Annotated in this window: 26 protein-coding genes; 14 read left to right on the top strand and 12 right to left on the bottom strand. The window is 68.5% G+C overall.

The features are described 5' to 3' along the window. Positions 1-2: 2 nt before the first annotated feature. A complete protein-coding gene (locus E6C72_RS02255) occupies positions 3-938 on the bottom strand; it encodes a DMT family transporter (RefSeq protein ID WP_109443197.1) in 936 nt (311 codons plus the stop codon). A gap of 209 nt (positions 939-1,147) precedes the next feature. On the opposite strand from E6C72_RS02255, the gene E6C72_RS02250 reads away from it, so the two are divergent. From E6C72_RS02250 to E6C72_RS02240, 3 genes are all read left to right on the top strand, one after another. Beyond that, the gene (locus E6C72_RS02250) at positions 1,148-1,732 is read left to right on the top strand and encodes a hypothetical protein (protein ID WP_109443196.1); all 585 of its coding nucleotides are present in this window, start codon (positions 1,148-1,150) and stop codon (positions 1,730-1,732) included. A 57-nt stretch (positions 1,733-1,789) separates the two neighbouring features. Continuing rightward, complete coding sequence (locus E6C72_RS02245) at positions 1,790-1,975, top strand: hypothetical protein (protein WP_109443195.1); 186 nt, start codon at positions 1,790-1,792, stop codon at positions 1,973-1,975. 172 nt (positions 1,976-2,147) lie between these two features. Beyond that, complete coding sequence (locus E6C72_RS02240; protein WP_109443194.1) at positions 2,148-2,888, top strand: cold-shock protein; 741 nt, start codon at positions 2,148-2,150, stop codon at positions 2,886-2,888. A gap of 30 nt (positions 2,889-2,918) precedes the next feature. Here the strand turns inward: E6C72_RS02240 and E6C72_RS02235 are convergent, their stop codons facing one another. The 3 genes from E6C72_RS02235 to E6C72_RS02225 form a co-directional block, all read right to left on the bottom strand. Then, positions 2,919-3,185 carry a DUF2934 domain-containing protein gene (locus tag E6C72_RS02235; protein ID WP_109443193.1) on the bottom strand — a complete coding sequence of 89 codons (267 nt, stop codon included), beginning with the start codon at positions 3,183-3,185 and terminating at the stop codon, positions 2,919-2,921. Between the two features lie 38 nt (positions 3,186-3,223). Further along, positions 3,224-3,658 (bottom strand): CBS domain-containing protein, encoded by a 435-nt coding sequence (locus tag E6C72_RS02230; protein ID WP_109443192.1) that lies wholly within the window; start codon positions 3,656-3,658, stop codon positions 3,224-3,226. Between the two features lie 111 nt (positions 3,659-3,769). Beyond that, complete coding sequence (locus tag E6C72_RS02225; protein ID WP_109443191.1) at positions 3,770-4,441, bottom strand: NnrU family protein; 672 nt, start codon at positions 4,439-4,441, stop codon at positions 3,770-3,772. A 165-nt stretch (positions 4,442-4,606) separates the two neighbouring features. On the opposite strand from E6C72_RS02225, the gene E6C72_RS02220 reads away from it, so the two are divergent. The 4 genes from E6C72_RS02220 to E6C72_RS02205 all read left to right on the top strand — a co-directional run bounded on the left by E6C72_RS02220 (position 4,607) and on the right by E6C72_RS02205 (position 7,379). Beyond that, entirely contained in the window at positions 4,607-5,245 is a 639-nt protein-coding gene (locus tag E6C72_RS02220; protein ID WP_109443190.1) for a DedA family protein, read from the top strand. A 174-nt stretch (positions 5,246-5,419) separates the two neighbouring features. Then, positions 5,420-5,980 carry a DUF4398 domain-containing protein gene (locus tag E6C72_RS02215; protein WP_109443189.1) on the top strand — a complete coding sequence of 187 codons (561 nt, stop codon included), beginning with the start codon at positions 5,420-5,422 and terminating at the stop codon, positions 5,978-5,980. After that, positions 5,977-6,747, top strand: coding sequence for an OmpA family protein (locus tag E6C72_RS02210; protein WP_109443188.1), 771 nt, complete (start codon positions 5,977-5,979; stop codon positions 6,745-6,747). Before E6C72_RS02215 ends, E6C72_RS02210 begins: the two co-directional genes overlap by 4 nt. 209 nt (positions 6,748-6,956) lie before the next feature. Next, entirely contained in the window at positions 6,957-7,379 is a 423-nt protein-coding gene (locus tag E6C72_RS02205; protein WP_109443187.1) for a hypothetical protein, read from the top strand. A 135-nt stretch (positions 7,380-7,514) separates the two neighbouring features. Here the strand turns inward: E6C72_RS02205 and E6C72_RS02200 are convergent, their stop codons facing one another. Further along, positions 7,515-8,258, bottom strand: coding sequence for a gamma-glutamyl-gamma-aminobutyrate hydrolase family protein (locus E6C72_RS02200; protein ID WP_109443186.1), 744 nt, complete (start codon positions 8,256-8,258; stop codon positions 7,515-7,517). Positions 8,259-8,282: 24 nt separating this feature from the next. Further along, positions 8,283-9,314, bottom strand: a complete 1,032-nt coding sequence (locus E6C72_RS02195; RefSeq protein ID WP_109443185.1) for an amidoligase family protein — start codon at positions 9,312-9,314, stop codon at positions 8,283-8,285. Between the two features lie 379 nt (positions 9,315-9,693). Here E6C72_RS02195 and E6C72_RS02190 point away from each other — a divergent pair, with 379 nt between their 5' ends. Continuing rightward, positions 9,694-12,834 (top strand): PAS domain-containing protein, encoded by a 3,141-nt coding sequence (locus tag E6C72_RS02190; protein ID WP_109443184.1) that lies wholly within the window; start codon positions 9,694-9,696, stop codon positions 12,832-12,834. Between the two features lie 84 nt (positions 12,835-12,918). Here E6C72_RS02190 and acnA read toward each other — a convergent pair whose 3' ends face one another. After that, the gene (acnA, locus tag E6C72_RS02185; protein WP_109443183.1) at positions 12,919-15,609 is read right to left on the bottom strand and encodes an aconitate hydratase AcnA; all 2,691 of its coding nucleotides are present in this window, start codon (positions 15,607-15,609) and stop codon (positions 12,919-12,921) included. 347 nt (positions 15,610-15,956) lie between these two features. Continuing rightward, the gene (locus E6C72_RS02180; protein WP_247875966.1) at positions 15,957-16,742 is read right to left on the bottom strand and encodes a bifunctional 2-polyprenyl-6-hydroxyphenol methylase/3-demethylubiquinol 3-O-methyltransferase UbiG; all 786 of its coding nucleotides are present in this window, start codon (positions 16,740-16,742) and stop codon (positions 15,957-15,959) included. A 552-nt stretch (positions 16,743-17,294) separates the two neighbouring features. Here E6C72_RS02180 and E6C72_RS02175 point away from each other — a divergent pair. The 4 genes from E6C72_RS02175 (at position 17,295) to E6C72_RS02160 (ending at position 19,421) form a co-directional block, all read left to right on the top strand. Next, the gene (locus E6C72_RS02175) at positions 17,295-17,897 is read left to right on the top strand and encodes an NUDIX hydrolase (RefSeq protein ID WP_109443181.1); all 603 of its coding nucleotides are present in this window, start codon (positions 17,295-17,297) and stop codon (positions 17,895-17,897) included. Positions 17,898-17,930: 33 nt separating this feature from the next. Then, the gene (locus E6C72_RS02170) at positions 17,931-18,560 is read left to right on the top strand and encodes a 3'-5' exonuclease (protein WP_109443180.1); all 630 of its coding nucleotides are present in this window, start codon (positions 17,931-17,933) and stop codon (positions 18,558-18,560) included. A gap of 139 nt (positions 18,561-18,699) precedes the next feature. Beyond that, positions 18,700-18,984 carry a YciI family protein gene (locus E6C72_RS02165; protein WP_109443179.1) on the top strand — a complete coding sequence of 95 codons (285 nt, stop codon included), beginning with the start codon at positions 18,700-18,702 and terminating at the stop codon, positions 18,982-18,984. A 17-nt stretch (positions 18,985-19,001) separates the two neighbouring features. Continuing rightward, a complete protein-coding gene (locus E6C72_RS02160; RefSeq protein ID WP_109443178.1) occupies positions 19,002-19,421 on the top strand; it encodes an EVE domain-containing protein in 420 nt (139 codons plus the stop codon). Positions 19,422-19,477: 56 nt separating this feature from the next. On the opposite strand, the gene E6C72_RS02155 is transcribed toward E6C72_RS02160, so the two are convergent. After that, positions 19,478-19,702 carry a hypothetical protein gene (locus E6C72_RS02155; protein ID WP_109443177.1) on the bottom strand — a complete coding sequence of 75 codons (225 nt, stop codon included), beginning with the start codon at positions 19,700-19,702 and terminating at the stop codon, positions 19,478-19,480. A gap of 391 nt (positions 19,703-20,093) precedes the next feature. Here E6C72_RS02155 and acs point away from each other — a divergent pair, with 391 nt between their 5' ends. After that, complete coding sequence (acs, locus tag E6C72_RS02150; protein ID WP_109443176.1) at positions 20,094-22,034, top strand: acetate--CoA ligase; 1,941 nt, start codon at positions 20,094-20,096, stop codon at positions 22,032-22,034. A gap of 91 nt (positions 22,035-22,125) precedes the next feature. On the opposite strand, the gene E6C72_RS02145 is transcribed toward acs, so the two are convergent. From E6C72_RS02145 to E6C72_RS02135, 3 genes are all read right to left on the bottom strand, one after another. Then, positions 22,126-22,620 (bottom strand): hypothetical protein, encoded by a 495-nt coding sequence (locus tag E6C72_RS02145; RefSeq protein ID WP_109443175.1) that lies wholly within the window; start codon positions 22,618-22,620, stop codon positions 22,126-22,128. Further along, a complete protein-coding gene (locus E6C72_RS02140; RefSeq protein WP_109443174.1) occupies positions 22,617-23,180 on the bottom strand; it encodes a hypothetical protein in 564 nt (187 codons plus the stop codon). Before E6C72_RS02140 ends, E6C72_RS02145 begins: the two co-directional genes overlap by 4 nt. A gap of 162 nt (positions 23,181-23,342) precedes the next feature. Next, complete coding sequence (locus E6C72_RS02135; RefSeq protein WP_109443173.1) at positions 23,343-24,380, bottom strand: DctP family TRAP transporter solute-binding subunit; 1,038 nt, start codon at positions 24,378-24,380, stop codon at positions 23,343-23,345. Positions 24,381-24,433: 53 nt separating this feature from the next. Between E6C72_RS02135 and E6C72_RS02130 the strand changes: the two genes are divergently transcribed. Then, positions 24,434-25,105 carry an OmpA family protein gene (locus E6C72_RS02130; protein WP_109443172.1) on the top strand — a complete coding sequence of 224 codons (672 nt, stop codon included), beginning with the start codon at positions 24,434-24,436 and terminating at the stop codon, positions 25,103-25,105. Positions 25,106-25,124: the final 19 nt, after the last annotated feature.

Genomic DNA, 25,124 nt, shown 5'->3' with positions numbered 1-25,124 from the left:
CCTTACCGGTTGACGATCAGGGCGACGCCGGCGACGGCGACCGCGGCGCCGGCCCAGGCACCAAGTGACGGGCGCTGGCCGGTCAGCAGCCACATCATCGGCAGGATCAGCACCGGGCTGAGCGCCGACAGGGTGGCAACCACCCCGGCATTGCCATGGGCCAGCCCGACCAGCAGCAGGGTCATTCCCAGCCCGACGCCCAGCAGTCCGTTTCCGGCGATCTGCAGCATCAGCTTCGGCGTCAGTCCGCGCGGCACGAGCAGCGCGCCCAACCCACTGCCGACTCCTCCGGCACCCTCCACCGCCGTACCGCCGCGCAGCGCCGACAGGATGCCGATCGCCGTGAACATCAACGCCGCCGTGGTGACCCGCACCGCGGCGGAGGCGACCGGGTCGGCGCCCGCCGCCATCACCGGCTTGGCGATGATCGAGCCGGCGGCCTGTCCGACCGCCGCCAGCAGGCAGACCGACACGCCGGCCAGCAGGCTGCCCTGGATCGCCTCCCAGCTGTGGGTGGAGCCGGAGCGCAGCGCCACCGCCAGCATCACCCCCAGCGTGACCAGCGCCACGCCCAGGACGGTCCAAGGCCCCAGCGCCTCCCCCAGCAGGGCATAGGCGAGCAGGGCGGTCAGCGGCGCGTTGGCGGCGTAGATCACCACGTTGCGGCGCGGTCCCAGCCGGCTGAGCGACCAGAACAGCGCCATGTCCCCGACCACGATCCCCAGCAGCCCCGACAGCGCCAGGGTCAGCGCGGCGCCGGTATCCAGCGTCTGCCAGCCTCCCATCAGCGTGGTGGCGACCAGCAGGGCCGCGGCGACGATGGTCAGGCGGACGCGGTTGAAGGCGATGGAACCCAGCACCCGTACCGGTCCGATGGCGATCAGGCCGCCCGCGGCCCAGCACAGCGCCGCACCCAGGGCGGCCATGTTGGCAATCATGATGGAAATGCGGACCGTTGGTTGAGGATGGGGAGGGGCGAGCAGAAGGACAGGCACTCTACAGCCGCCCCCTGCTGCCTGCGAAATGAGCAAGATGCATGGCCGGGCCGATCTTCCGTCCATCGGCCGGAACCGTGTCCGGTTTCCCGCCGTTGATTCGGTTGAAGCAGTCACCCTGTGGCATGGCCGATCCGAGGAGCACCCGACCGATGCGGACATCTTTCTTCAGGCTTGGCCCCGTCGCCCTCGCCATGGCGACCGGGCTCCTTGCGGTTCAGCCGGCGGCAGCCCAGACCAGTGGAACGACCCCGGCCGGCTGCGGCGCGATGGTGGACCAGTTCGCCGCCGACATGGGCCTGTCGACCGAACCGCCGCCGGTCGCCGTTCCCGGCAGCGGTAACGGCAGCGGGACGCCCGGCCTGTCCGGCTCCACCCCGCGCGACGAGCTGGGGTCGGGCAGCGGCAGCGAGCAGCTGGCCCAGTCCGGCGGGATGGTGGCGCCGCCTGCCGTCGGCGACCGGTCGGTGGTCGAACCGCCGGCCATCGGCAGCAACATGCCGACCGCCCCGTCCGTCACCCCGCAGGCCAATTCGCGCAGCGCGCCTGACAGCGGTCCCGGCGCCTCCGGCGGCGGCGACGGTCTGATGGGGCAGGCGGCACGGAACGCCCAGGTCGAATCGCTGGTCACCGCCGCCCGCAGCGCCGCCCGCGACGGCGACGAGACCCGCTGCATGAACAGCCTGAACGACGCCCGCCGCCTGTCGCGGACCGCCCCCGGCGGGCATGGTGGCTGATCGGGGCGGCCGACGGGACTGAAGCCGATTGCCTGTCAAGGATTTGAGGAACTGCGCATGACCTTCCAGCTTGGACCCTATCCGCCCTCGCCGCCGCGTGAGCCGTCGGTGCCCGACGAACCGATGCCGGTTCCGGGCGATCCGGCGCGCCCGCCGCTGGGGGAGCCGCCGGGACCGATCCCGGTTCCTCCGCGCGAACCGCCGCCGGCGCCCGACCGTCTGATGGACCGTCTGATGGGTTGATTCCCGTCGGCCTGCGCCTGCGGGTGTGATTTCCAGGCCCGTCCGGCGCATTCGGAGCGGTCCCGACTTGCCAAGAGCGCCCGGACGGGCGATGTGTCAGGGGTTGGCGTCCACCGGTCCGCAGATGGGCTGGCAAGGGCGCCGCTTCTGTTTGTCGGAGTTCGGGTTTCCCATGCACAATCAGCCGCCCCGCAGCCACGTCTATCGTCAGCCCAACGTCGTCGCCACCCAGGTGACGGCCACCGTGAAATGGTTCAACCCCGAACGCGGCTACGGCTTCGTCAAGGTCGGCGACAGCGGCAAGGACGCCCTGCTGCCGGCCTCGCTCGTCGTGCCGGCCGGCCACACCACGCTGCCGGACGGCGCCACCGTCGTCGTCGACATCGTCGAGGACCGCAAGGGCCAGCAGGTCAGCGTCCTGCATTCCGTCGACCTCTCCACCGCCGCCCCGGCCCGTCCGCAGGGGCGCGAGCGTGGCTTCGGCGACCGGGGCGACCGCGGGTTTGGCGATCGGGGTGGCGACCGGGGCGGGGATCGCGGCTTTGGCGCGCGCCGCGATGGCGGCGCTCCGCGCGACCGCAATTTCGGTGACCGGGGCGGCTTCCAGGGTCGTGGGCCGGATCGCGGATTCCAGGATCGCGGCCAGGATCGCGGGTATCAGGACCGTGGCGGCCCCCGCCGGCCGCAGCAGGCCAGCGGTCCGACCAGCGAGATGGGCGCCACGGTGAAGTGGTTCAACGGCGGCAAGGGCTATGGCTTCGCTCAGCCGGACGATGGCGGGCGCGACGTCTTCATTCCGGCCCGTGCGTTGGAAAGCGCCGGCCTGCGCGGGCTGGATGACGGGCAGCGCGTGCGCATGACCGTCCGCCAGACCGAAAAGGGCATGGAAGCGGTCAGCCTCAAGGTCGAGTGACCGCTTCGGCCGTCCCGTCAGCTGTTTCCGTCAGCCATCCGATGGGACGGCTGACTGCCCCAGATGCGCCGCCGCTTCCCGCTGGTTGCGGGCGGCGGCGTCATCGGGAACCGCAAGCCCCGCCTCCGGGCTGTTGACGTGGGGGCCGCCGGCATTGCGGCGGTCCTCCTCCTCGATCTCGCACGTTGCCTGCGCCCAATGGTCGAGATGGCGGTGGTCGGGCCGCCCCTCCTCTTCCCAAATCCGATAGGCCCGTTCACGGACGCGGGGGTCGTTCGGACCCAGAATATGTTCCATGATGATCGGTTCCCGATGGTGAAGGGGGGCTGGCCGGATCAGGTCCGGTCCGGCTGGGAGGGGGAGGAAATCCGTTCCAGCGCGTCCTGAACCGCACGGTCGTTCTTGGCATCGGTGGCGAGGTCGCCCAGCGAGACGATGCCGGTCAACCGGTCGTTGCGGTCCACCACCGGCACCCGCCGGATTTGCTGTCCGGCCATCAGCTCGGTCACGCTGCCGACCGGGTCGTCCTCGTAGCAATAGCGGGGATTGGCGGTCATCACCTCCGACACCCTGGTGCGGTCCGGCTGCTTTCCGGCGGAGATCGCACGGACGGTGATGTCGCGGTCGGTGACCACGCCGACCAGATCCCGTCCGTCGCAGACGGGCAGGATGCCGACGTTCAACTGGTCCATCAGCTGTGCGGCCCGGCGGATGCTGTCGTCGGGCCGTACCGTCTGCACGTCGCGGGTCATGATCTCGCGGATTTTCATGCGGGGGCTTCCTGAGGCAATGGCAGCGGGCGCAATGGCGGTGGGCACAGTGGAAGAGGAGCGCGGTACGTCTGTCCCGTTCCCAACAGATGCGCCGTCCCGCCGTCCCGCTCAACCTACCCAGTAGAGTGGATCCACCCCGAAGAGCAGGGGGTGCAGCATCAGCATGCCCCCGTAAGCGGCAAGTCCGCCGGCCAGCCGCGCCGGTCCCATTTCCACCAGTCCACGCAGGGCGCCGCGCCAGCCCTGCCGCCCGGTCAGCGGCAGCAGCGCGGTCTCCGCCCGGAAGGTGCGGCCGGCGGGGCTGCGCCGCAGCACGATCTCGTTCTTCACCAGCGCGAACAGGGCGATGGCCGCCATGGTGCCGAACAGCAGCACGCGGCGCCCATCGCCGGTGGCGTTCAGATGGGCCAGCGCCCACAGCAGCAGCGCCAGACTGCCCGGCGCGCGGGTCAGGCGGTAGATGCCGCGCGGCGGGTTGGGCGCGCTCTGGCTGCCGAAGCGGGTGGTGACGCGGGCGACCAGCAGCAGGAAGACGATGGGCATGACCACCGCCACCAGCGGGGCCGCCCAGTCGAAGGGGGTGAACACCACGTCTCCGCCGTCGGCGGCGCGGTAGGCCAGCACGAACAGGCCCAGCGTCACCAGCGAGCCAAGGGAATGGATCGTCACGAAACCGCCGCGGCCGAGCCGGGCGATCAGGGCGGGCCGCACCCCCGGCCAGGACGGCAGGGCATGGCTGAGGAACAGCAGGGCGGCGGCGAGGGCGAGGGATGCGGTCATGATGGAGACACTAAACCGTGGACGAACGACCGGCGCCTTGACTCCGGTCAAAAGAGCTTGGGGGCAAGGGAACGAAAAACGGGGAACGCCCGCAAGGTCCGCACGGTTCACAAGGGACGGCCTGCCCAGTTCCCCAACCCCGGTTCCCTAACCGTCGTGGACCTTATGACCGAGTGGATCATCCAGATCGTGCAGCAGTTCGGCTATCTCGGCATCTTCCTGATGCTGATCCTGGCCCGCGTGCTGCCGCCGGTGCCGGCGGAGACGGTGATCCCGCTGGCCGGCATGGGAGCCGCGACGGGAGAGTTCAACCTGCTGCTGGTGGCGCTGGCGGCCGGGACGGGCTCCGCCGTGGGGGAACTGGTCTGGTACCTGCCGGCCCACCGGATGGGGCGCGAGCGGTTCGAGGCCTTCCTGCGCCGCCACGGCCACTGGCTGACGGTGAAGCCGGAGCAGGTCCACCGCGCCACCGGATGGTTCGCCCGGCGCGGCGGCGTCGCCGTTCTGCTGTGCCAGCCGCTGCCGGGACTGCGCACGCTGATCTCCGTTCCCGCCGGAGCCTGCGGGCTGCCGATGGGGGTGTTCCTGCTCTATGCCGCCGCCGGAGCGTCGCTGTGGTCGCTGGTGCTGGCCGTCACCGGCTATCTGGTGCGGGTCGGCTTCCCCTGGATCGCCGACTGGATGGTGCCGGGTGCGCTGGCGCTGTTCATCGTCCTGCTGGCCGCCTATGTGCTGCGGCTGGTCCGCCATCGCCGGGAAAGCCGCCGGTCGGCTCGCGGCAGCATTTCACGCAGCGGCGGCTGAGCCCCTGCGGAACCTTCGCCCCGGCTGGTGCGTTGGAGGCGCGAGACGTCCCAAAAGGACATGGCCGTAGGAACAGGGCCCAGGAACCAAGATCCAAGGACCGCGACCCAAGGACCTGACCTCGGCCAGCCCCCGGTTTCCGGCGTGAAGCCCGATCCGAAAGGAACCGACCAGATGACCCGCAAATCCGCAACGACGATCCGGTGGCGTGCCGCCGCCGTTCTGTCGGCGGCGCTCGGCATGGCCGCCTGCGCCACCGACGTGCCGCCGCCCACCGCGCAGCTCGGCGCCGCGTCCCAGGCGGTGCAGGAGGCCGAGCGCGCCAACGCCCTGCAATATGCCCCGGTGGCATTGCAGAGCGCCCGCGACAAGCTGGCCGCCGCCGACAAGGCGATGCGCGCCGATGAGCGTACCCGCGCCCGCCGCCTCGCCGAGGAGGCCCGCGTCGATGCCGAGCTGGCGACCGTGACCTCGCAGCGCGCGGTGACCCAGCAGGCCGCCAGCGCGGTGGCCAAGTCCGCGGTCCCCAACACCCCGCGGTCCGCCGCCGCGCCGAATGTGGCTCCGGTCTACAGTGGTTCGACCCTCGGCAGCACGCCGCCGTCCGATCCCAGCGGTTCGAGCTACCCGTCCCCGTCCGCCGTTCCGCCGGCGCCGGCCGGCTCCCTCGGCACGATCAACGGGACCAGCGCCGGCAACAGCTGGGGCTACAGCTATCCGGAGGTCCGTCAATGACCGCGCTCGCTCCCCGCACCATTCTTGTCCTTGCGGGTCTCGGCCTCGGGCTGGCCGGTTGTGCCACCCAGCCGACCGACAGCGCCGCCCTGACCCAGGCGCGCCAGGATTACAGCCTTGCCGCCGCCAACCCGCAGGTCGCCGGCAATGCTCCGTTGCAGCTGCGCGATGCCGAGCAGGCGCTGCGACGCGCCGAGGCGATGCGCGACCAGGGCGCCGACGCCGCCGAGGTGGACCATCAGGCCTACATCGTCAGCCGCCGGGTGCAGATCGCCCAGGAGACGGCCGGGGTGAAGGGCGCCCAGACCGTGGTCGCCAACGCCGACACCTATCGCCTGCAGGCGCGTAACACCGAGCTTGAGCAGCAGCTGCGTGACCTTCAGGCGCAGCGGACCGAGCGCGGTCTGGTCATGACGCTGGGCGACATCCTGTTCGCCACCGGCCGGGCGGAGCTGACCCCCGGCGCCTACGAGCGCATCGAACGGCTCGCCCAGTTCCTGCAATCCCAGCCCGGCCGCACCATCCGGATCGAGGGCCACACCGACAGCACCGGCAGCGACACCACCAACCTGCGCCTGTCGGAAGCCCGCGCCAATTCCGTCCGCGACGCCCTGACTGCCCGCGGCGTCTCGCCGTCCCGCATCGTCACCCAGGGCATGGGCGAGGCGCAGCCGGTGGCGAGCAACGGCACCGACGCCGGCCGCCAACAGAACCGCCGCGTCGAGATCGTCATCTCCGACGACGGCAGGGTCGCCGAGACGCGATAAGGCCCGAAGGCCGGGTTTTGTCGACTTTTCGCTGCCGATTTCCAAAAAAGCACGGGCACCGACCGAGATCATGACCGGATTGCCCTGTTCTAACCCATGAAAGACGCGAAACCCCGGCCGGACGCCGCATTGCGGCTCCGGATATGGCCTCCGTCCCGTTCCAAAGACGCCCAAACGCGAGGCGTTGCCACCATGCAAGGAGTTCGAGGATGCGTAACCTGATGATCGGTGCCGTTTCGGCGGTTCTCCTGATGGCTGCCCCGGCCATGGCCCAGACCGCTCAGCAAGCCAATCCCGGCACCCTCAAGGGCAGCGGCGCCTACGCCACCAGCCCGAGCGCCGGCAGCACCAACGTCGGCCCGGACGGTGTCGTCCATACCCCGCCGGGCGCCACCACCTCGCCGTCGGCCGGCTCCACGACCGGCGGTACCGGCACGTCCGGTTCGACCGGCACCTCCGGCAGCACCATGTCCGGTTCCTCGACTTCGCCGGTGCCGGGTGTGACCACCGCGCCGTCGGGCATGGGCAACAACACCGGCAGCAACATCCCGCGCGACAACCAGACGGCCACCGGCACCCACTGCCCGCCGGGCACCCCGAACTGCGGCCCGGACAACGGCGGCAGCCAGTAACACCCCTGTTGCGGCAAAATTGCGGGCGCCCCGGAGCCATCCCTCCGGCGGCGCCCGCGTCGTTTTGACCGTCATGATGTGCCACCGTCATGATGTGCCGAGGTGTGGCCGCTATAGGGCGAAGCGCCGGAAAGGTCAGCCGGGGGCGCGGAGCGTGTGGTGCGGCGAGGCCTCCGCGAAATCATCCAGCGGCGCGGTGCCGGCGGCGGTGGCGACCAGACGGCGGAACAGCGCCTGTTGCCGGCTGTCGGTGACCAGATATTCCGGATGCCACTGCACGCCGATCAGGAAGGGCTCTTCCGGCGCCTCGATGCCCTGGACGACGCCGGCGCGTTCGCGGGCGACGACGCGCAACCCGTCGCCGACACGGTCGACCGACTGGTGGTGCAGGGCGTTCACCCGGCATTCGGCGATGCCGAGGATGCGGTAGAGCCGGCTGTCCGGCTCGATCCGGATGCGCTTGCGCGGCAGCACGGTGCGCATGTGCGGCGCTTCCTCGTACACCTCATGGATGTCGACGTGCAGCGAGCCGCCGCGGTGGACGTTGATCATCTGCGAGCCGCGGCAGATGCCCAGCACCGGCAGCGCGATCTTCGCGGCGCAGTCCAGCGCCCGCATCTCCAGCCGGTCGCGTTCGGGATCGATGCGGATCTGCGGGCGGGCGGATTCGCCGTAGAGCGAGGCGTCGATGTCGTCGCCGCCGCCGACGACCAGCGCATCGAGACGGTCGATGGGAAAGGGGGCGTCGGCCGTGATGCGGACCGACGACGCGCCGGCCCGCCACAGGGCCAGCCGGTTGGCCATGGCGGCGATGCGGCTGCCATGGATCGAGGCGGTGATGCCGACCAGCGGCCGGGACCTGCCGACGATGGCTGCCATGGAGAACTCCTTCGGAAAGCTCCTTCAGCCGGCCTGACGGGTCGGGCCGCCGGCTTCCTCGTCCGGCCCGGCAATGCCCTGAATGGCTGGATGAATGCCCGGATTGGCGGCCAGCACCGCGTCGATGCGCCCGGCCCAGCCGTCCAGCTGCTGCGCCTCGGCCGCCCGGCGGTAATCGGTGCCGAGACCGTCCAGCAGGGCGCGGTCGGCGGCCAGCCGCTCCACCGCCACCCAGCGGTTCCAGTCGGCGGCGAGCGACCAGCCGGGATCGCTCAGCCGCGCGTTGGGCAACCGGTAATGGAAGGTCGGGCGCGGGCGGACATGCGGATCCTCCAGCGTCGAAGCCAGCCGGTCGCGGTCGAGATGGGCGAACAGCGGGAACAGGTCCAGCTCGCGGTTGCGGGTGGGGTTGTCGGCCAAGTAATCGTCGATCAGCCCGCCCAGCTCGGGGCGATAGGCGGGATCGACCACCTTGGCCGCATAGGGTGTCGGGAAGGCGGCGATGAAGCCGGACAGGCGCCGGGTGACGTCGACCCGGATTTCCCGCCGCAGCCAAGGGGCCAGCAGCAGGAAGGCCTTCAGCGTGTCCAGCAGGTAATCGTCGTCGGTCCGCGCCACCTCCGGATTGAAATGCAGGCCGAAGGCGAACAGCGGGCTTGCCTCCGTCCCCGCCGCGCCCAGCGCGCGCAGGCGGGCGACCATCTCCTCCAGCTCCGGCATCTGCTCCACCGTCACCGGCGGGGCGGCGATCTCGAAGGGCATCACCAGACTGCCGATGTTGCCCCAGAGCGGCCGCAGCGGGTCGAGGATCGCATTCCCCCCCTTGCCCTTGTGGGCGGAGCGCATATCCAGTTCCACGGTGAAGTCGCCAAGCCGGGTGTCCGTCACCAGACACCGATGCGGGTTCTCGACGGTGACGGTGCCGCCGAACAGCCGGTGCACGCAGGCGGCTGCCGACGGCGCGTCCAGATCGGCGAATTCAAGTTCCACCCCCACGCGGCGCGGCGTGCCCTGGGACGTGGTGCGGAGCGGGGGGAGGAGGAAGGGTGTGGTCATTGCAAGGCTTCAACAGCCGACGCCCCATGCTGTTCCCGTCTTTGCCCCCACGCAGAACCGCAGGTGCGAGACAAGTCCAGGAACGCCGCAATGACAACAAGGCAAGCAAGTGGGGCAGGCATACCCCTTTCGTCCATAGCCGCTCGATGGTGGTATGTTCTGGTTTTTGATGTAAATGCTCTGTGGCGGCCAGAAATTTTGGAGAAGACATCCGTGATTGGCTCAGGTTCTTCGCGCTGTCCTGGCTCATTCTTTTTCAAATTAACCGGCGCTTAACCATAAGTGCGATAGCGATGGGCATGCCGCATTCAGGCATGCCGCAGGGTGGAGCATCTGGCGTTCCATCCGGTCGGTTTCGCGGAGGAGCCTCGTCCACGCCATGACCCTTCTGGCACGCCTCTTCATCCTGGTCCTGCTCGCGGTTCTGCCGGCGATCGGCATCCAGATCTACAGCGTGCTCGAACAGCGGGCGGAGCGCGAGGGAGAGGTGACGCTCCAGGCCGAACGGCTTCTGCGGCAGGTGGAAAGCGAGCATTTCCGCCTGATCGACAGCGCCCGCCTGATGGTCACCGCGGTGACCGAGGCGCAGTTCCTCCGCCGGGGCGAGATCGACAGCTGCCAGAACTATCTGGAACGGCTGGCCACCCGCTCCGCCGACTACCGTACCCTGTCGATCACCGATGCCGACGGGCGCATCCTGTGCAGCGCCGACCCGTCGCGCGTCGGCTCCTCGTTGGGCGCACAGCCGCATTTCCGCAGGGCGATGGCGCAGGGGCGTTTCGCCGTCGGCGAGTGGACGATCACCCATTCCGGTGCCGACGGCGGCGAGCTGCCGGTCGCGGCCCCCTATTCCGACAGCAATGGCCGGCGGGGCGGTGTGGTCGCCCTGTCGCTCGACGTGCAGCGGCTGTCCGCCATCTTCGCCGCCCGTCCGATGCCGGAGAACACCAGCCTGACCGTCGCCGACCGCGCCGGCACCATCCTGGTGAAGTTGCCGGGCACCCAGGGCCGTGCCGGCGAACGGCTGCCGGACGGCTATCTGGGGCTTCTGGCGGAGCGGGAGACCGGCGTGACCATGCTGCCCGGGCTGGACGGCGTGTCGCGCATCCTGGCCTTTTCGCCACCGTCTGCCGGCATCCGCGACCTGTTCATCAGCATCGGCGTCGATCGTGGCGCTGCCATGGGGGTGGTGGACCGGGCGACCCGCGACGGGCTGCTGATGACGCTGTCCGGCTTTCTGGTCGCCGCCGCAGCAGCCTGGATCGGCGGCACCCTGTTCATCCGCCGCCCGGTCGATGCACTGGTCTGCGCCGCCCGCGACTGGAGCGAGGGCAAGACCGCCACCCGCGTCAAGCTGTCCGACCGCTCGTCGGAGATCGGCCAGCTCGGCCACGCCTTCGACATGATGGCGGACCGGCTGGAGGCGCGCGAGGCGGCGCTGCGTCAGTCCGAAGGGCACATCCGCGCCGTGCTGGATGCGCTGCCGGCCTATGTCGGCGTGCTGACGCCGGACGGGGCGGTGGCCCAGGTCAACCGCGCCGCCGCCGATGCCGCCGGGCTGCCGGCCGCGCGCATCATCGGCCGCCCCTTCGACGAGATCTGCTGGTTGTCCTTCGACGAGGCCGGGCGTGAGCGCCTGCGTCAGGCGCTGGCGCTGGGAGCTGGTGGGCGATCCTCCCGCTTCGACGCCGGGCTGCGCGTCTCGGGCGCGCGGGATAGCGCGCCCCGTGAGATGACGGTGGATGTCAACCTGACGCCGATGGTCGATGGCGACGGCCATGTCACCCATCTGATCGCCACCGGCATCGACATCACCGAGCGCAAGCGCACCGAGGAGGCGCTGCGCGTCGCCGAGGAACGCGTGCGCACCGGCCTGCGCAATTCCGGCGTGGTGGTGTTCAACCAGGACCTGGAGCTGCGCTACACATGGGCCCATTCGGAATGGCTCGGCTTCGCGCCCGACGCCCTGATCGGCCGCACCGACGCCGACCTGTGCAGCCAGCGCGAGGATGCTGACGGGATGATGGCGCTCAAGCGCCGGGTGATGGAGAGCGGCGTCGGCGCCCGCGAAGAGGTACGCATCCGTTGCAAGGGCGAGGATCGCTTCTTCGACCTGACCGTCGACCCGCTGCTCGATCCGTCCGGCCGCCCCTCCGGCCGGGTGGAGGGCGTCACCTGCGCCGCCGTCGAGGTCACCGACCGCAAGAAGGCCGAGGCCGAGCTGCACCGCGCGCGGGAGGAGGCCGATCAGGCCAATGACGGCAAGTCCAAGTTCCTCGCCGCCGCCAGCCATGATCTGCGCCAGCCGGTGCAGTCGCTCTATCTCTTCACCGCCGCGCTGAGCGACCGGTTGCAGGGTCATACGGCGCTGCCGATCCTCGACAACATCCGCCAGGGCCTGGACACGCTGAAGAGCCTGCTGGACGGTCTCCTGGACATGTCGCGGCTGGAATCCGGCAAGATCGTCGCCACCCCGGTCGAGGTGCGGCTGAACCAGCTGCTTGGCCGGCTGGTCGCCGAATATGGACCGCGCGCCGCCCAGAAGGGGTTGGTGCTGCGCGCCGTGCCGACCCGCGCCTGGGTCCGCACCGATCCGGCCCATCTGGAGCGGATCCTGCGCAACCTCGTGGAAAACGCGCTGCGCTACACCAGCAGGGGCAAGGTGCTGCTGGGCTGCCGCCGGACGCCGTCGGGCATGCGGGTGGAGGTGTGGGACACCGGCGCCGGCATCCCCGCCGACCGGCTGGAGGACATCTTCGAGGAGTTCACCCAGCTGGGCGAGCGCAGCGAACGTGGCCTCGGCCTGGGTCTCGCCATCGTCAAGCGCCTGTCGCGACTGTTGGGCCATCCGGTGACGGTGCGCTCGTGGGAAGGCAAGGGCTCGGTCTTCGCGGTGGAACTGCCGCGGGTCATTCTGGGCAACGCGCGTCCGGCCAGCGGCACCGCCGCCGCCGCGGCGACGCTGGCGCGCCGGTCCATCGTCAATGATGCGGTCGCCAATGATGCGGCCGCCAACGAGGCCGCGAACGACCGGGGGCGGGCGATCAGCGCCATCGCCAGCGCCTTCGGCGGTGGGCGGAGCGGAGGGACGGCCATGAAGACGGCTGCTGCCGCGCCCGTCGTGGCGCCCCCGGCCACGGGCGGCTCCGACAAGGGCATGGTACTGGTGATCGACGACGAGGCGATCATCCTGCTCGGCCTCAAGGCGATCCTGGAGGGCTGGGGCTATGACGTGCTGACCGCCAAGTCGGGCGATCAGGCGCTGGAACGGCTGCGCGCCGATGGCCGCTGCCCGCAGATCGTGCTGGCCGACTACCAGCTCCAGCAGGGCCGCACCGGCCCGGAGGCGGTGAGCGCCGTCCAGACCATGCTGGGCCAGTCGGTTCCCGGCATCATCCTGACCGGCGACACCAGCAGCGAGCGCCAGGAGGAGGCCGAGCGCCGCGGCTTCCGTATCCTGCACAAGCCGGTTTTCCCCAACGACCTCCGTCGCATGATGGCGAGCGCCGGCGCGGCGTAAAGCGCCGGCTTCGGTAGCGCCGACAGCGAAAAGGGCCGCTCCCCACCGGGAAGCGGCCCTTGTCCCATCCGAAGTCCGGCAGCCTTACTTCGCCAGATTCCGCAGCACGAAGTTCAGCACGCCGCCGTTCCGGTAATACTCCACTTCGTCCAGCGTATCGATGCGCAGCAGCAGCGGGTAGGTCTCCGTCTTGCCGTCGGCGCGGGTCAGGGTCAGGGTGACGTCCTTGCGCGGACACAGATCCTGTTCGATCCCGTCGATGTCGAAGCGTTCCGACCCGTCCAGCTTCAGATCGGCACGGGTGGTGCCGTCCTTGAACTGCAGCGGCAGGATGCCCATCCCGACGAGGTTGGAGCGGTGGATGCGCTCGAAGCTCTCGGCGATCACCGCGCGGATGCCCAGCAGCTTGGTGCCCTTCGCCGCCCAGTCGCGGCTCGACCCGGTGCCGTATTCCTTGCCGGCGACCACCACCAGCGGCACGCCTTCGTCGGCGTAGCGCATGGCGGCGGTGTAGATCGGCAGCCGTTCGCCCGACGGGTAATGCCTGGTCTCGCCGCCTTCCACGCCGGGGATCAGCTCGTTGCGGATGCGGATGTTGGCGAAGGTGCCGCGCATCATGACTTCATGGTTGCCGCGGCGGGCGCCGTAGCTGTTGAAGTCCTGCGGACGGACCTGATAGCTCAGCAGATACTCGCCGGCCGGGCTGGTCTTCTTGATCGAGCCGGCGGGGGAGATGTGGTCGGTGGTGATCGAATCGCCCAGCACCGCCAGCGCCCGCGCGCCGCGCACGTCCGACATCGGGTCCGGCGTCTTGGTCAGGCCGCTGAAGAAGGGAGGCAGCTTCACATAGGTGGAGCCGTCCTGCCACTGGTAGGTCTGGCCCTCCGCCGTGGCGATGGTCTGCCACTGCTCCGGACCCTTGAAGACGTCGGAATAGCGGCTGCGGAACATCTCGGCGGTCAGCGAGGCGTCGATGGCGTCCTGCACCTCGCGGTTGCTCGGCCAGATGTCCTTCAGATAGACCGGCTGGCCATCGCTGCCGGTGCCGATCGGGTCCTTGGTCAGATCGATGTTCAGGTTGCCGGCCAGTGCGTAGGCGACGCAGAGCGGCGGCGAGGCCAGATAGTTGGCGCGGGTGTGCGGGTTGACACGGCCCTCGAAATTGCGGTTGCCCGACAGCACGGCGCCGACCACGAGGTTGCCTTCCTCCACAGCCGCGGCGATGGCGTCCGGCAGTGGGCCGGAGTTGCCGATGCAGGTGGTGCAGCCATAGCCGACGATGTTGAAGCCGATGCGGTCCAGATAGGGTTGCAGTCCGGCCTTGGCGAGATAGTCGGTGACCACCTGGGAGCCCGGCGCCAGCGAGGTCTTGACCCACGGCTTCTGCGCCAGCCCCTTCTCCACCGCCTTCTTGGCCAGCAGGCCGGCGGCGACCAGCACCGCCGGGTTGGAGGTGTTGGTGCAGGACGTGATGGCGGCGATGACGACGGCCCCCTGTTCCAGGCTGTAGTCGGCGCCCTTCACCGGAACCGCCTTCTTGGGGTCGTCGGCCTTGTAGGCCTCGGTCATGTCCTTGGCGAAGCCCTGTGCCACCGCCGACAGGGCGACGCGGTCCTGCGGCCGCTTGGGCCCGGCAAGCGACGGCTCGACCGTGCCCATGTCCAGCTCCAGCACGTCGGTGAAGACCGGATCGGGGCTGTTCGGCTCGCGCCACATACCTTGTGCCTTGGCATAGGCCTCGACCAGCGCCACGCGGTCGGGATCGCGGCCGGTGAAGGTCAGGTAGCGGATGGTCTCGGCGTCGATCGGGAAGATGCCGCAGGTGGCGCCATATTCCGGCGCCATGTTGCCGATGGTGGCGCGGTCGGGCAGCGTCATGCTGTCGAGGCCCGGCCCGAAGAACTCGACGAATTTGCCGACCACGCCCTTCCTGCGCAGCATCTGGGTGACGGTCAGCACCAGATCGGTGGCGGTGGTGCCCTCCCTCAACCGGCCGGTCAGCTTGAAGCCGACGACCTCGGGGATCAGCATGGAGATCGGCTGACCCAGCATCGCGGCCTCCGCCTCGATGCCGCCGACGCCCCAACCGAGCACGGACAGGCCGTTGACCATGGTGGTGTGGCTGTCGGTGCCGACCAGCGTGTCGGGATAGGCCACCGGCTTGCCCGACGGGTCATTGTCGGTCCAGACGACCTGCGACAGGTATTCGGTGTTGACCTGATGGCAGATGCCGGTGCCCGGCGGCACCACGCGGAAATTGTCGAAGGCCTTCTGGCCCCAGCGCAGGAAGGCGTAGCGTTCCAGGTTGCGCTCGAACTCCAGGTCGACATTCTTCTGGAAGGCGTCGGCGCCGCCGAAGTAATCGACCATCACCGAATGGTCGATGACGAGATCGACCGGCACCAGCGGGTTGATCTTCGTCGGGTCGCCGCCCAGCGACGCCATCGCCTCGCGCATCGCCGCCAGATCGCAGACCGCCGGCACGCCGGTGAAGTCCTGCATCAGCACGCGGGCCGGGCGATAGGCGATTTCACGGTCGGACCGCTTGTCGACCAGCCATCGGGCCACCGCCTTCACGTCCTCGACGGAGACGGTGCGCCCGTCCTCGAACCGCAGCAGGTTTTCCAGCAGCACCTTCATCGAGAACGGCAGCCGCGACAGATCGCCGAGACCCGCCTCCTCGGCGGCCTTCAGGCTGAAATAGTCGTAGCTCTTGCCGCCCGCGCTGAGCGAGCGGCGGGTCTTGAGCGAGTCCTGACCGGTGAAGGTGGTCACGGGAAGCCTCCTTGGCGATTGGGTCTGGCGTGCGCCTTGGGCGGCGCTTGGGAGAGTGCTTCGGTTACGGTTCAGGTGATGACGGTCCGCAGGACGATCGGTCAAATGACCTGAGGATCATCCAAAAGACTGAGGCAGCCCCGTGGGCGCCCGCAAGTCATGCAGGCAAGATGTAGGGCGAGGCCCCCGGCAGATCAAACGCATGGCTCCAAGAAAGCACGAACATAGGCGGGGCATGGATTGCAGTGCCGCAGCCCGCCTTGCGGGCGGCGGCGGTCCGTTCCCCTCGATCATGCTATGACGTCTCCGGGGGTTCCTTCTTTACTCATATGAACATTGGGAAGGTGTTACGCCGGTTTCATCGCCACATAGCGGACGAAGCGCAGGCCACTGCCCAGAACCCGCAGCCGCGCCCACCACAGCGCCAGTTCGCGCTTCAGCGCCGCCAGTACCGGGGCGGGCGGCACGGCGGCGGCCAGCGTGTCAGCCAGCTTCCTTACCCGGTCGATGATGTGGCGACGGTGCAGCTGGGTCAGATCCTCGCTGATGCGGAGGTCCAGGTTGCGCTGGGTCAGTTCGTCGGCCATGCGGGTGGCGGTCCAGGGATAGACCTCCATAGGTTCCTCATCCCGCCAGCCGTTCCAGCTGTCCCAGGAACCGGGGGTGCCGTCGATCACGTAATCGAACAGGGCGATGCCGCCCTTGGGCTTCACGCAGTCGCCGAGGCGATCGAGGAAAAGATCCTTGTCGCGCACGCGGTGGACGATACGGTCGGCCATCACGAGGTCGAAACTGCCGGCCTGATTGAAATGCTCCGGGTCGTAATGGGTGATGGGCGCCTTTTTCGACAGCCCCAGCGCCTTCGACCGGTCCATCGCCAGCTTCGCCAGCAACGGCGACGGCTCCAGCCCGGTTACCCAGGTGTCGCAGTTTTCCACCAGCGCGCGGGCTGTGCCGCCCAGGCCGGCCGACAGATCCAGCACGCTTTTGGCCGGGTTCAGCCCGAAGGAGCGGACGGAGTCGACCATCCAGGACGCCTCCTCCGGCCCGGTCATGTCCTGACCCCAGAGAAGCTGCGCCCCCTCGCTGCGCGCGGGCGACCAGACCGGCTCGCCATGACGGTCGAGCTGCATCAACGCCAGCCGGTCCAGTTCCGGATTTCCGCCGGTCAGGGCCGGGTCCGGGGGCGTGTCTGGTGACGCGGTCGCGCTCGGTGGGCCCGAAAGGGAAGCCGTACCGACCGCGTCCACTGGTCCGGGGTGGCGGCGGCCTGCCTGATTATACGGGGCCAAGTTACGCAGGTCAGGCCGGGTCGAAACGCGGGGCAGGCGGGACAGGTCATAGCCTTCCCACCAGGCGGCCAAACGGATGCGCCAGTCGGGGTTACGCCACCGCTCCAAATCCTGCGGACTGATCTGCGGAACCACGCATCTGCCCTTTCCAGGTCAATCGGCGAACCGGCAATCTACCACTTTCGGATATGACATCGACATTCGGCGCCGTGATTTAGAAGTAGGGTCAGCTGATTTGTCTGTCAAGAAACCATTATTTAACGATTTCATCTTCGTTTTCGTCAATTGTCGGAAAATTTTACCGGTTTTTGTCTGTCCGCCTGCTGGGTGTGCCCATTGCGGCAACCGGGACGCCTCCCTATACTCCGGTCGCAACCGACGGAGGGGCGACGCGTGCCGATCGAAACCGGTGATCCCACCGGCAATCCCTGGACCGTGCTGACCAGCACGATGAAATACGAGAACGCCTGGATGGAGGTGGTCGAACACAAGGTTCTGACCCCGAAGGGCGCCCCGGGCATCTATGGCGTCGTCCATCCCCGCAGCCTCGCCACCGGCGTGGTGCCGATCCACGACGACGGCACGGTGACGCTGGTCGGCCAGTATCGCTTCCCGCTGAAGCAATACAGCTGGGAAATCCCGGAAGGCGGTGGGCGCAAGGGCGTGGAGCCACAGGAATCGGCAGCGCGCGAGTTGCGCGAGGAGACCGGCTTGACGGCGCGGCGCTGGATGCCGTTGATGAAGCTGCACCTGTCGAACTGCATCACCGACGAGGTCGCCCACACCTTCGTCGCCTGGGATCTGGAGCAGGGCGAGTCCGCCCCTGACGAGACCGAGGTTCTGGCGGTGCGCCGTGTGCCCTTCGCCGAGGTCATCGACATGGTGCTGGCCGGCGCCATCAGCGACGCCATGGCGGTGGCCAGCCTGTTGAAGCTGCGGGTGCTGGCGGCGGAAGAGGCGCTGCCCGAGGATCTCGCCCGCCTCATCCGTTCCTGACCTGCCTGCCTGAACCCCAGTTCGCGGACCTCCATGACCGTCATTTCCGGCCACGCCGTTGCCATCGATTTCGAGACCGCCAACGAGACCCGCACCAGCGCCTGCTCCATGGGTGTCGCCTGGATCGAGAACGGCCGCGTGGTCGGGACGGAGGAGCATCTGATCCGCCCGCGTGAACTGCGCTTCAACTCCTTCAACAGCGCAATTCATGGCATCCGCCCGGAGGATGTCGCCGACGCCCCCGAATTCCCGGAAGTGTGGGCGGCGTTGCGCGAGCGGGTGCAGGGCCGGCTGATCCTGGCCCACAACGCCGCCTTCGATATCAGCGTGCTGCGCCATACCCTGAGTGATTACGGGCTGGACTGGCCGGCTTGCGACTATCTCTGCACCGTCGTGATGGCGCGGCGGGCCTGGCCGACGCTGACCGCGCACCGGCTGAACCATCTGGCCGATTTTCTGGGGATCGCCCTGGACCACCACCATGCCGGTAGCGACGCCGAGGCCTGCGGCCGCATCGCGCTGGCCGCGGCGCAGGAGATGGGGCTGCGCGGCTTCGGCGAAATCCATCGCACGGGGATCAATCCCGGCCGGATCGCTCCGGGCGGTTACAGCCCGTGCAAGGGCGGCAAGGCGCCGCCGCGCCGCCCGCGCGTGGTGGCGTGACGGGTCGGCGTCAGCCGGCGCTTTCCCGCCGGCTTCCCCCGCGTTCAAATTTTTGCGGTCGGCTTCACGCTTCAAATCGATTCCGATTTTTCGCGATCCGATCTAGGCTCCCGCTCCACCATATCGAGGAGCGAACCGCATGCTGTTCATGTTCCATTGCGTCGACAAGGCTGGTGCCGCCGATGTCCGCGTCGCCAACCGCGCCGAGCATCTGGCCTATCTGGAAGCCAACGCCGACCGCCTTTTCGCCGCCGGGCCGCTGCTGTCCGACGATCAGAGCGGCATGGTCGGCAGCCTGCTGATCGTCGAGTGCGCCGATGCCGCCGCCGCCCAGGATTTCGCTGCCGGCGACCCCTATGCCAAGGCCGGCCTGTTCGACAGCGTGACGATCCGGCCCTGGCGCCGCGTCTACCCCAAGGCCTGAGCGGGAGAGCGACGGCGATGGCCTACTGGCTGGTGAAATCCGAGCCGTTCAAATATTCCTGGGACCGCATGGTCGCCGATGGCCGGACCCATTGGGACGGCGTGCGCAATTACCAGGCATCCAACAATCTGAAGGCGATGGAGGTGGGCGACCGCGCCTTCTTCTATCACTCCAACGAAGGGCTTGAGATCGTCGGCATCGTCGAGATCGTCCGCACCTATTACCCGGATCCCAGCGACGAGTCCGGCCGTTTCGGCATGGTCGACGTGGCGCCGGTGATGCCGGTGAAGACGCCCGTCACGCTGAAGCAGATCAAGGCCGATCCGCTGTTGCAGTCGATGGCGCTGGTCCGCCAGTCGCGCCTGTCGGTCTGTCCGGTCAGCGATGACGAGTGGGCGCGGGTGTGCGATCTGGCGGGGGTCGGGGTGCCAGCCTGACGGCCGTGTGGGGTGAGGTCACACTCGCCCCACCCACCTTGCACCTGATCGAAAACTTACTCCGCGGCGTCCTGCATCGCCGCGCGGAAATCGTTGGTCGCCTGCATCATGCGCCGGGCGATGTCCGCTACGCCCGCGGCGGAGATGGCGCCCACGGGGCTGCCGAGCGCCCGCAGCGTGGTGTCGATGGCCATCAGGCTGGTGCGGTCGGCCAGTTCGGCGAGGCGGTCATTGCGGTCGCCGGTATCCGGAAGATCGTCCGCGTTCGTAATTCTGGGCATTGCGATCCTTGCCGCCGATGATCGTTACCGTAATGCAGCAACTCTATAGCTGCCCGTCGGTTAAGGTCGGGTTAAGCAGGGGATCGTCCGTTACAGGATCGACATCGCCGCATGTTGCGCCGCGGCGCGGCGGATGGTCGCGGCGGCTGAACAGGACATCTCCGGCCTGACGGGCAGGAGATCCTGTGTGCGTTGGTATGCTTGGGGAAGAAACAGTCTCGCGCTGCAAAATCAGCGACACAATCCTCCTTTGGTCGGGGGGCCTGCGGGGGCCGATTTGCTTGTTCGTCCCGCAACTTGTGTGGATAATGCCGCTCAATTCCGGGCGGCGGCCCGCCGCCCTCCAATCATCTTCCGGCCAATTCGGAAGCACCACGGGGGAATCGCACTCATGACCGACAACAGCTTCTTTCCGGTGAAGCCCGAGATCGCGGCGACCGCCCACGTGAATGCGGAAGCCTACGCCCGCATGTACGAGCAGTCGGTCAAGGACCCCGAGGCGTTCTGGGGCGAGCAGGGCAAGCGGCTCGACTGGATCAAGCCCTACAGCAAGGTGAAGGACGTCAACTTCAACGACGACGTCCATATCCGCTGGTTCCACGACGGCACGCTGAACGTTTCCGCCAACTGCATCGACCGTCACCTGGCGACCCGCGGCGACCAGACCGCGATCCTGTTTGAAGGCGACGACCCCGGCGTTTCCAAGGCCATCACCTACAAGGAACTGCACGAGAAGGTCAGCCGGCTGGCCAACGTGCTGAAGAAGAACGGCGTCAAGAAGGGCGACCGCGTCACCATCTATCTGCCGATGATCCCGGAGGCCGCCTACGCGATGCTGGCCTGCACCCGCATCGGCGCCATCCACTCCATCGTCTTCGGCGGCTTCTCGCCCGACAGCCTGAAGGACCGCATCGTCGACTGCGACAGCCACTTCGTCATCACTTCGGACGAGGGCCTGCGCGGCGGCCGCAAGGTGCCGCTGAAGGCCAACGCCGACAAGGCGGTGGCCGGCGCGCCGATGGTCAAGCATGTGCTGGTCGTCAAGCACACCGGCGGCAACGTCGCCTGGACCGAGGGCCGCGACCTCTGGTACCACGAGGAGATGGAGAGCGTCTCCGCCGACTGCCCGCCGGAGGAGATGAGCGCCGAGGATCCGCTGTTCATCCTCTACACCTCCGGTTCCACCGGCAAGCCGAAGGGTGTGCTGCACACCACCGGCGGCTATCTCGTCTATGCGTCGATGACCCACCAGTATGTCTTCGACTACAAGGACGGCGAGGTCTACTGGTGCACCGCCGACGTGGGCTGGGTCACGGGCCACAGCTACATCGTCTACGGCCCGCTCGCCAACGGCGCCACCACGCTGATGTTCGAAGGCATCCCGACCTACCCGGACGTCTCGCGCTTCTGGCAGGTGATCGACAAGCACAAGGTCAACATCTTCTACACCGCCCCGACCGCGATCCGCTCGCTGATGCGTGAAGGCGAGGGCCCGGTGAAGAACACCTCGCGCGCCTCGCTCCGCGTGCTGGGCTCGGTCGGCGAGCCGATCAATCCGGAAGCGTGGCTGTGGTACTACAACGTGGTCGGCGATGCCCGCTGCCCGATCGTCGACACCTGGTGGCAGACGGAGACGGGCGGCATCCTGATCACCCCGCTGGTCGGCGCCATCGGCCAGAAGCCGGGCTCGGCGACCAAGCCCTTCTTCGGCGTCCAGCCGGTCGTCGTCGACAATGAAGGCCAGATCCTGGACGGCGAGACCGAAGGCAACCTCTGCATCGCCGACGCCTGGCCCGGCATGATGCGCACGGTCTATGGCGACCACGAGCGCTTCGTCCAGACCTACTTCTCGACCTTCCCGGGCAAGTACTTCACCGGTGACGGCTGCCGCCGCGACGCCGACGGTTATTACTGGATCACCGGCCGCGTCGACGACGTCATCAACGTGTCCGGCCACCGCATGGGCACCGCCGAGGTCGAAAGCGCGCTGGTCGCCCACCCGAAGGTCGCCGAGGCCGCGGTCGTCGGCTATCCGCACGATCTGAAGGGCCAGGGCATCTACGCCTACGTCACGCTGAATGCCGGCGAGACCCCGACGGAAGAGCTGCGCAAGGAGCTGGTCGCCTGGGTCCGCAAGGAGATCGGCCCGATCGCCTCGCCCGACCTGATCCAGTGGGCGCCCGGCCTGCCGAAGACCCGGTCCGGCAAGATCATGCGCCGCATCCTGCGCAAGATCGCCGCGAACGAGCATGACAGCCTGGGCGACACCTCGACGCTCGCCGATCCGGGCGTGGTGACCGACCTGATCGACAACCGCATGAACAACGCCTGATTGGCGGGTTGATGCAAAAGGGGGCGCTCCGGCGGGAGCGCCCCCTTTTCTTTGTCGGCTTTTGCCTTCCCTGGCCGGAAACGGGCTTTCCTCAGCGTTCCGGCAGCACCAGCGGGACAGCGGGCGAGATGGCGAAGGAGGTCGGGGAGGGGTGGCGTTCGGTGATCCGCTTGCGGGCGTCCTCGGCACTCTCCGCGGCGACGGCATAGGTGCGGATGCCGGTCCAGGGAGCGCTGGCGTCCAGCGCCTCCACCGCGACATACCACAGCGGGCCGCCGGGGCGGGCGACCCGGTCGACGCAGTAGAATTCCATCGGCGTCAGCGCGGCATCGTCGGTGACGGCCGATTGCAGGGATTGGATGTCTCCCTCCATCTCCGCCGCCTCGCGGTGCAGGCCGGCCAGCGTCTCCTCCGTCTCCGCCCGGCGGAGGGAGGCGAGCTTGGCGTAGTTGGCGTAGACGTCCAGCCGCTCCTTCATCGCGGTCAGCTTTTCCGTCTGACGGCGGGCGCGGGCGCCGAGGATCCGTTCGCCGAGCAGGCCGATCACAAGGCTGGCGACGGCTCCCAGAACCCAGATGCTGTTCATGGCGCGCCAACTCCGGCCCCGGCTCCGGCCTCCAATCCGGTGGGAGCCTTGTCGTCGGCATCCTCGCCGGAGACGGTGACGCCCACCCCGTCGTGGAAGATGTTGCGGGTCAGCATCTGGGCAGCGGCAAAATCGGAGGCCCAGACCTGCGCCTCGTTGGCGAAACGCCAGATGGCGGGGTGGACCACCGCCTTGGCATCGGGCCGTGCGGTGAAGCCGGGAGCCATCGCCAGACGGAAGGTGAAATGGTTGCGCCCGGGCTCATGCCGGCCGATCTCGTGGATGAACCGGCGGGTGGCGGCAATGCGTTTGCCGCTGCGGCGGCTGAGGACCAGCTTGTCGGTCGACAGCTCCGCCAGCCTTGTCTTCATCGCTTCGATCTCGGCCTGCATGGCCTCCAGCTCGTTGGCCTGGGCCTCCAGTGCGTCGCGTTCGGCGGCCAGGGTCGCGCCGCAGCGTCGAATCTCCCGCTCCGTCCGCAGGAGCAGTCCGCGGCGGATCCCCAGGAACAGCAGGGTGGCGCCGATGCTGAACAGCGCCAGCAGCATTTCCGACGTCATACGCGCCCGCTCCGCAAACCATCCGGCCAAGTTGGAGGAGTTGTAGCGCAATCCGCACTGGCACGCATCACAAGCAAGTGTCTTGCGGACTTAAAAGGGCCGGGCCTGAAAAAAACGGCGCCCCGAAGGGCGCCGTCACTCATCGGTAAAGCGAACGGACGATCACTTCCGCTCGGCGATGGCGGTCTGGGCGGACTTCACCAGATCGGGGCCGATCTGCTTGGCCCACTTGTCGAAGACCGGCTGGGTGGCGGTCTGGAAGGCCTTCTGCTGGTCGGCCGTCAGGCGCACCACCTCGACGCCCTGGGCGGTGATCTCCTTCAGCAGGCTGTCGTCCTCGGCGGTGATGCCCTTGCGGGAGATCGCGACCTCTTCCGCGGCGGCCTGGACGGCGGCGGCGCGCACCGCCTCCTGGTCTTCCTTCGACCAGCTGGCCCAAACCTCCTTGTTGACCACGAAGATCAGTGGGTCGGCGACATAGCCCCACAGGGTCAGGTTCTTCTGGCCCAGCGTCGCCAGCTTGGCCGCGACGAAGATCGCCAGCGGGTTTTCCTGCCCGTCGACGGCGCCGGTGGACAGCGCCGGCTGCGCGTCGGCCCAGCTCATCTGCGTCGGGTTGGCGCCGAGTGCGGTGAAGGTGTCGAGATAGAGCGGCGAGCCGACGACGCGGATCTTCAGGCCCTTCAGGTCGGCCGGCGTGCGGATCGGGTGCTTGGAGTTGGAGATCTCGCGGAAGCCGTTCTCGCCCCAGGCCAGCGGCACGACATCCTTGGTGGCGAGCAGGTCGAACAGCTTCTTGCCGACCTCGCCCTGGGTCAGGGCGTCGAGCGCCTTGTGGTCGGGCATCAGGAAGGGCAGGGAGAAGAGGTTCAGCTCCTTCACCTGCGGCGACCAGTTGATGGTGGAGCCGACCGCCATGTCGATGGTGCCCTGGCGGAGTGCCGTGAATTCCTTGGTCTGGTCGCCGTTCACCAGCGAGGTGCCGGGATACATCTTGATGGTGATGCGCCCGCCGGTCTTCTCCTTGACCAGCTCGGCCCAGCGGTCGCCGCCGACACCCCAGGGGAAGGGCTTGCCCAGAACGGTCGAAAGCTTGTACTCCGCCTTGTAGTCGGCAGCGTTCGCAGCACCGGCCAGCACGGCGGGAACCGTCAGCGCGGCCAGCGCGATGCCGGCGAGCAGAGCCTTCAGCGATTTCATGCTTGTTTCCTCCCAAGCGCCCTATACGAAAGATACGGACCGGGATCGTACAGATGCACGCAGGACTGTTCCACGCGCAATTTGAAGCGACCGTCCGCGGTCCGAACAATGCGGCCATGCGGCTGGGCCTGACGCTGGGCGCCTGTGTCTGGCTGGCGCTGCCTGCAGCGGCCTTGGCCCAGGGGTTGCCCGGCCCGGCGACTCCGATGGGGCCGAATCCCAGCGAGTGCGAGATCCAGGCGGCGCTGCTCGGCACCACCGGACCCAACTGCCCGCCTGTGGCGATGCAGCGCCCCGCCGCCCCGCCGCCGGCCACGCCTCCGGCGGATCGGCCGGGGCCGGTGACGGTGCCGCCGCTGCCCGGGCCGACCGCCATGCAGGCGCCGGAATTGCGGGCCGCCTTCCGGGTGGAGTTCGATTTCAACTCCGCCGTCATCCGACCGGACTCGCGACCAATTTTGGACAAGGTGGCGGCGGTGATGGGAGCTGCCGGCACCACCCGCTTCCGCATCGTCGGCCACACCGACGCGGTCGGCGGCGACGCGGCCAACCTCGCCCTGTCCAAACGGCGGGCGGCGGCGGTGGTCGAGTATCTGGTGTCGCGCCACCACATCCGCGCCGACCGGCTGGAAGCCTCGGGCATGGGCGCACGGGAGCTGCTGCTGCCCGACCAGCCGAAGGCGGCGGCCAACCGGCGGGTGGAGATCGTCAATCTGGGCGGCTGAAATTTTTCGGATCCGCCGG

Origin of the sequence: Azospirillum sp. TSH100, from assembly GCF_004923295.1 — a bacterium.
Classification (GTDB): domain Bacteria; phylum Pseudomonadota; class Alphaproteobacteria; order Azospirillales; family Azospirillaceae; genus Azospirillum.
This window is presented reverse-complemented; position numbering and strand designations above follow the sequence as displayed.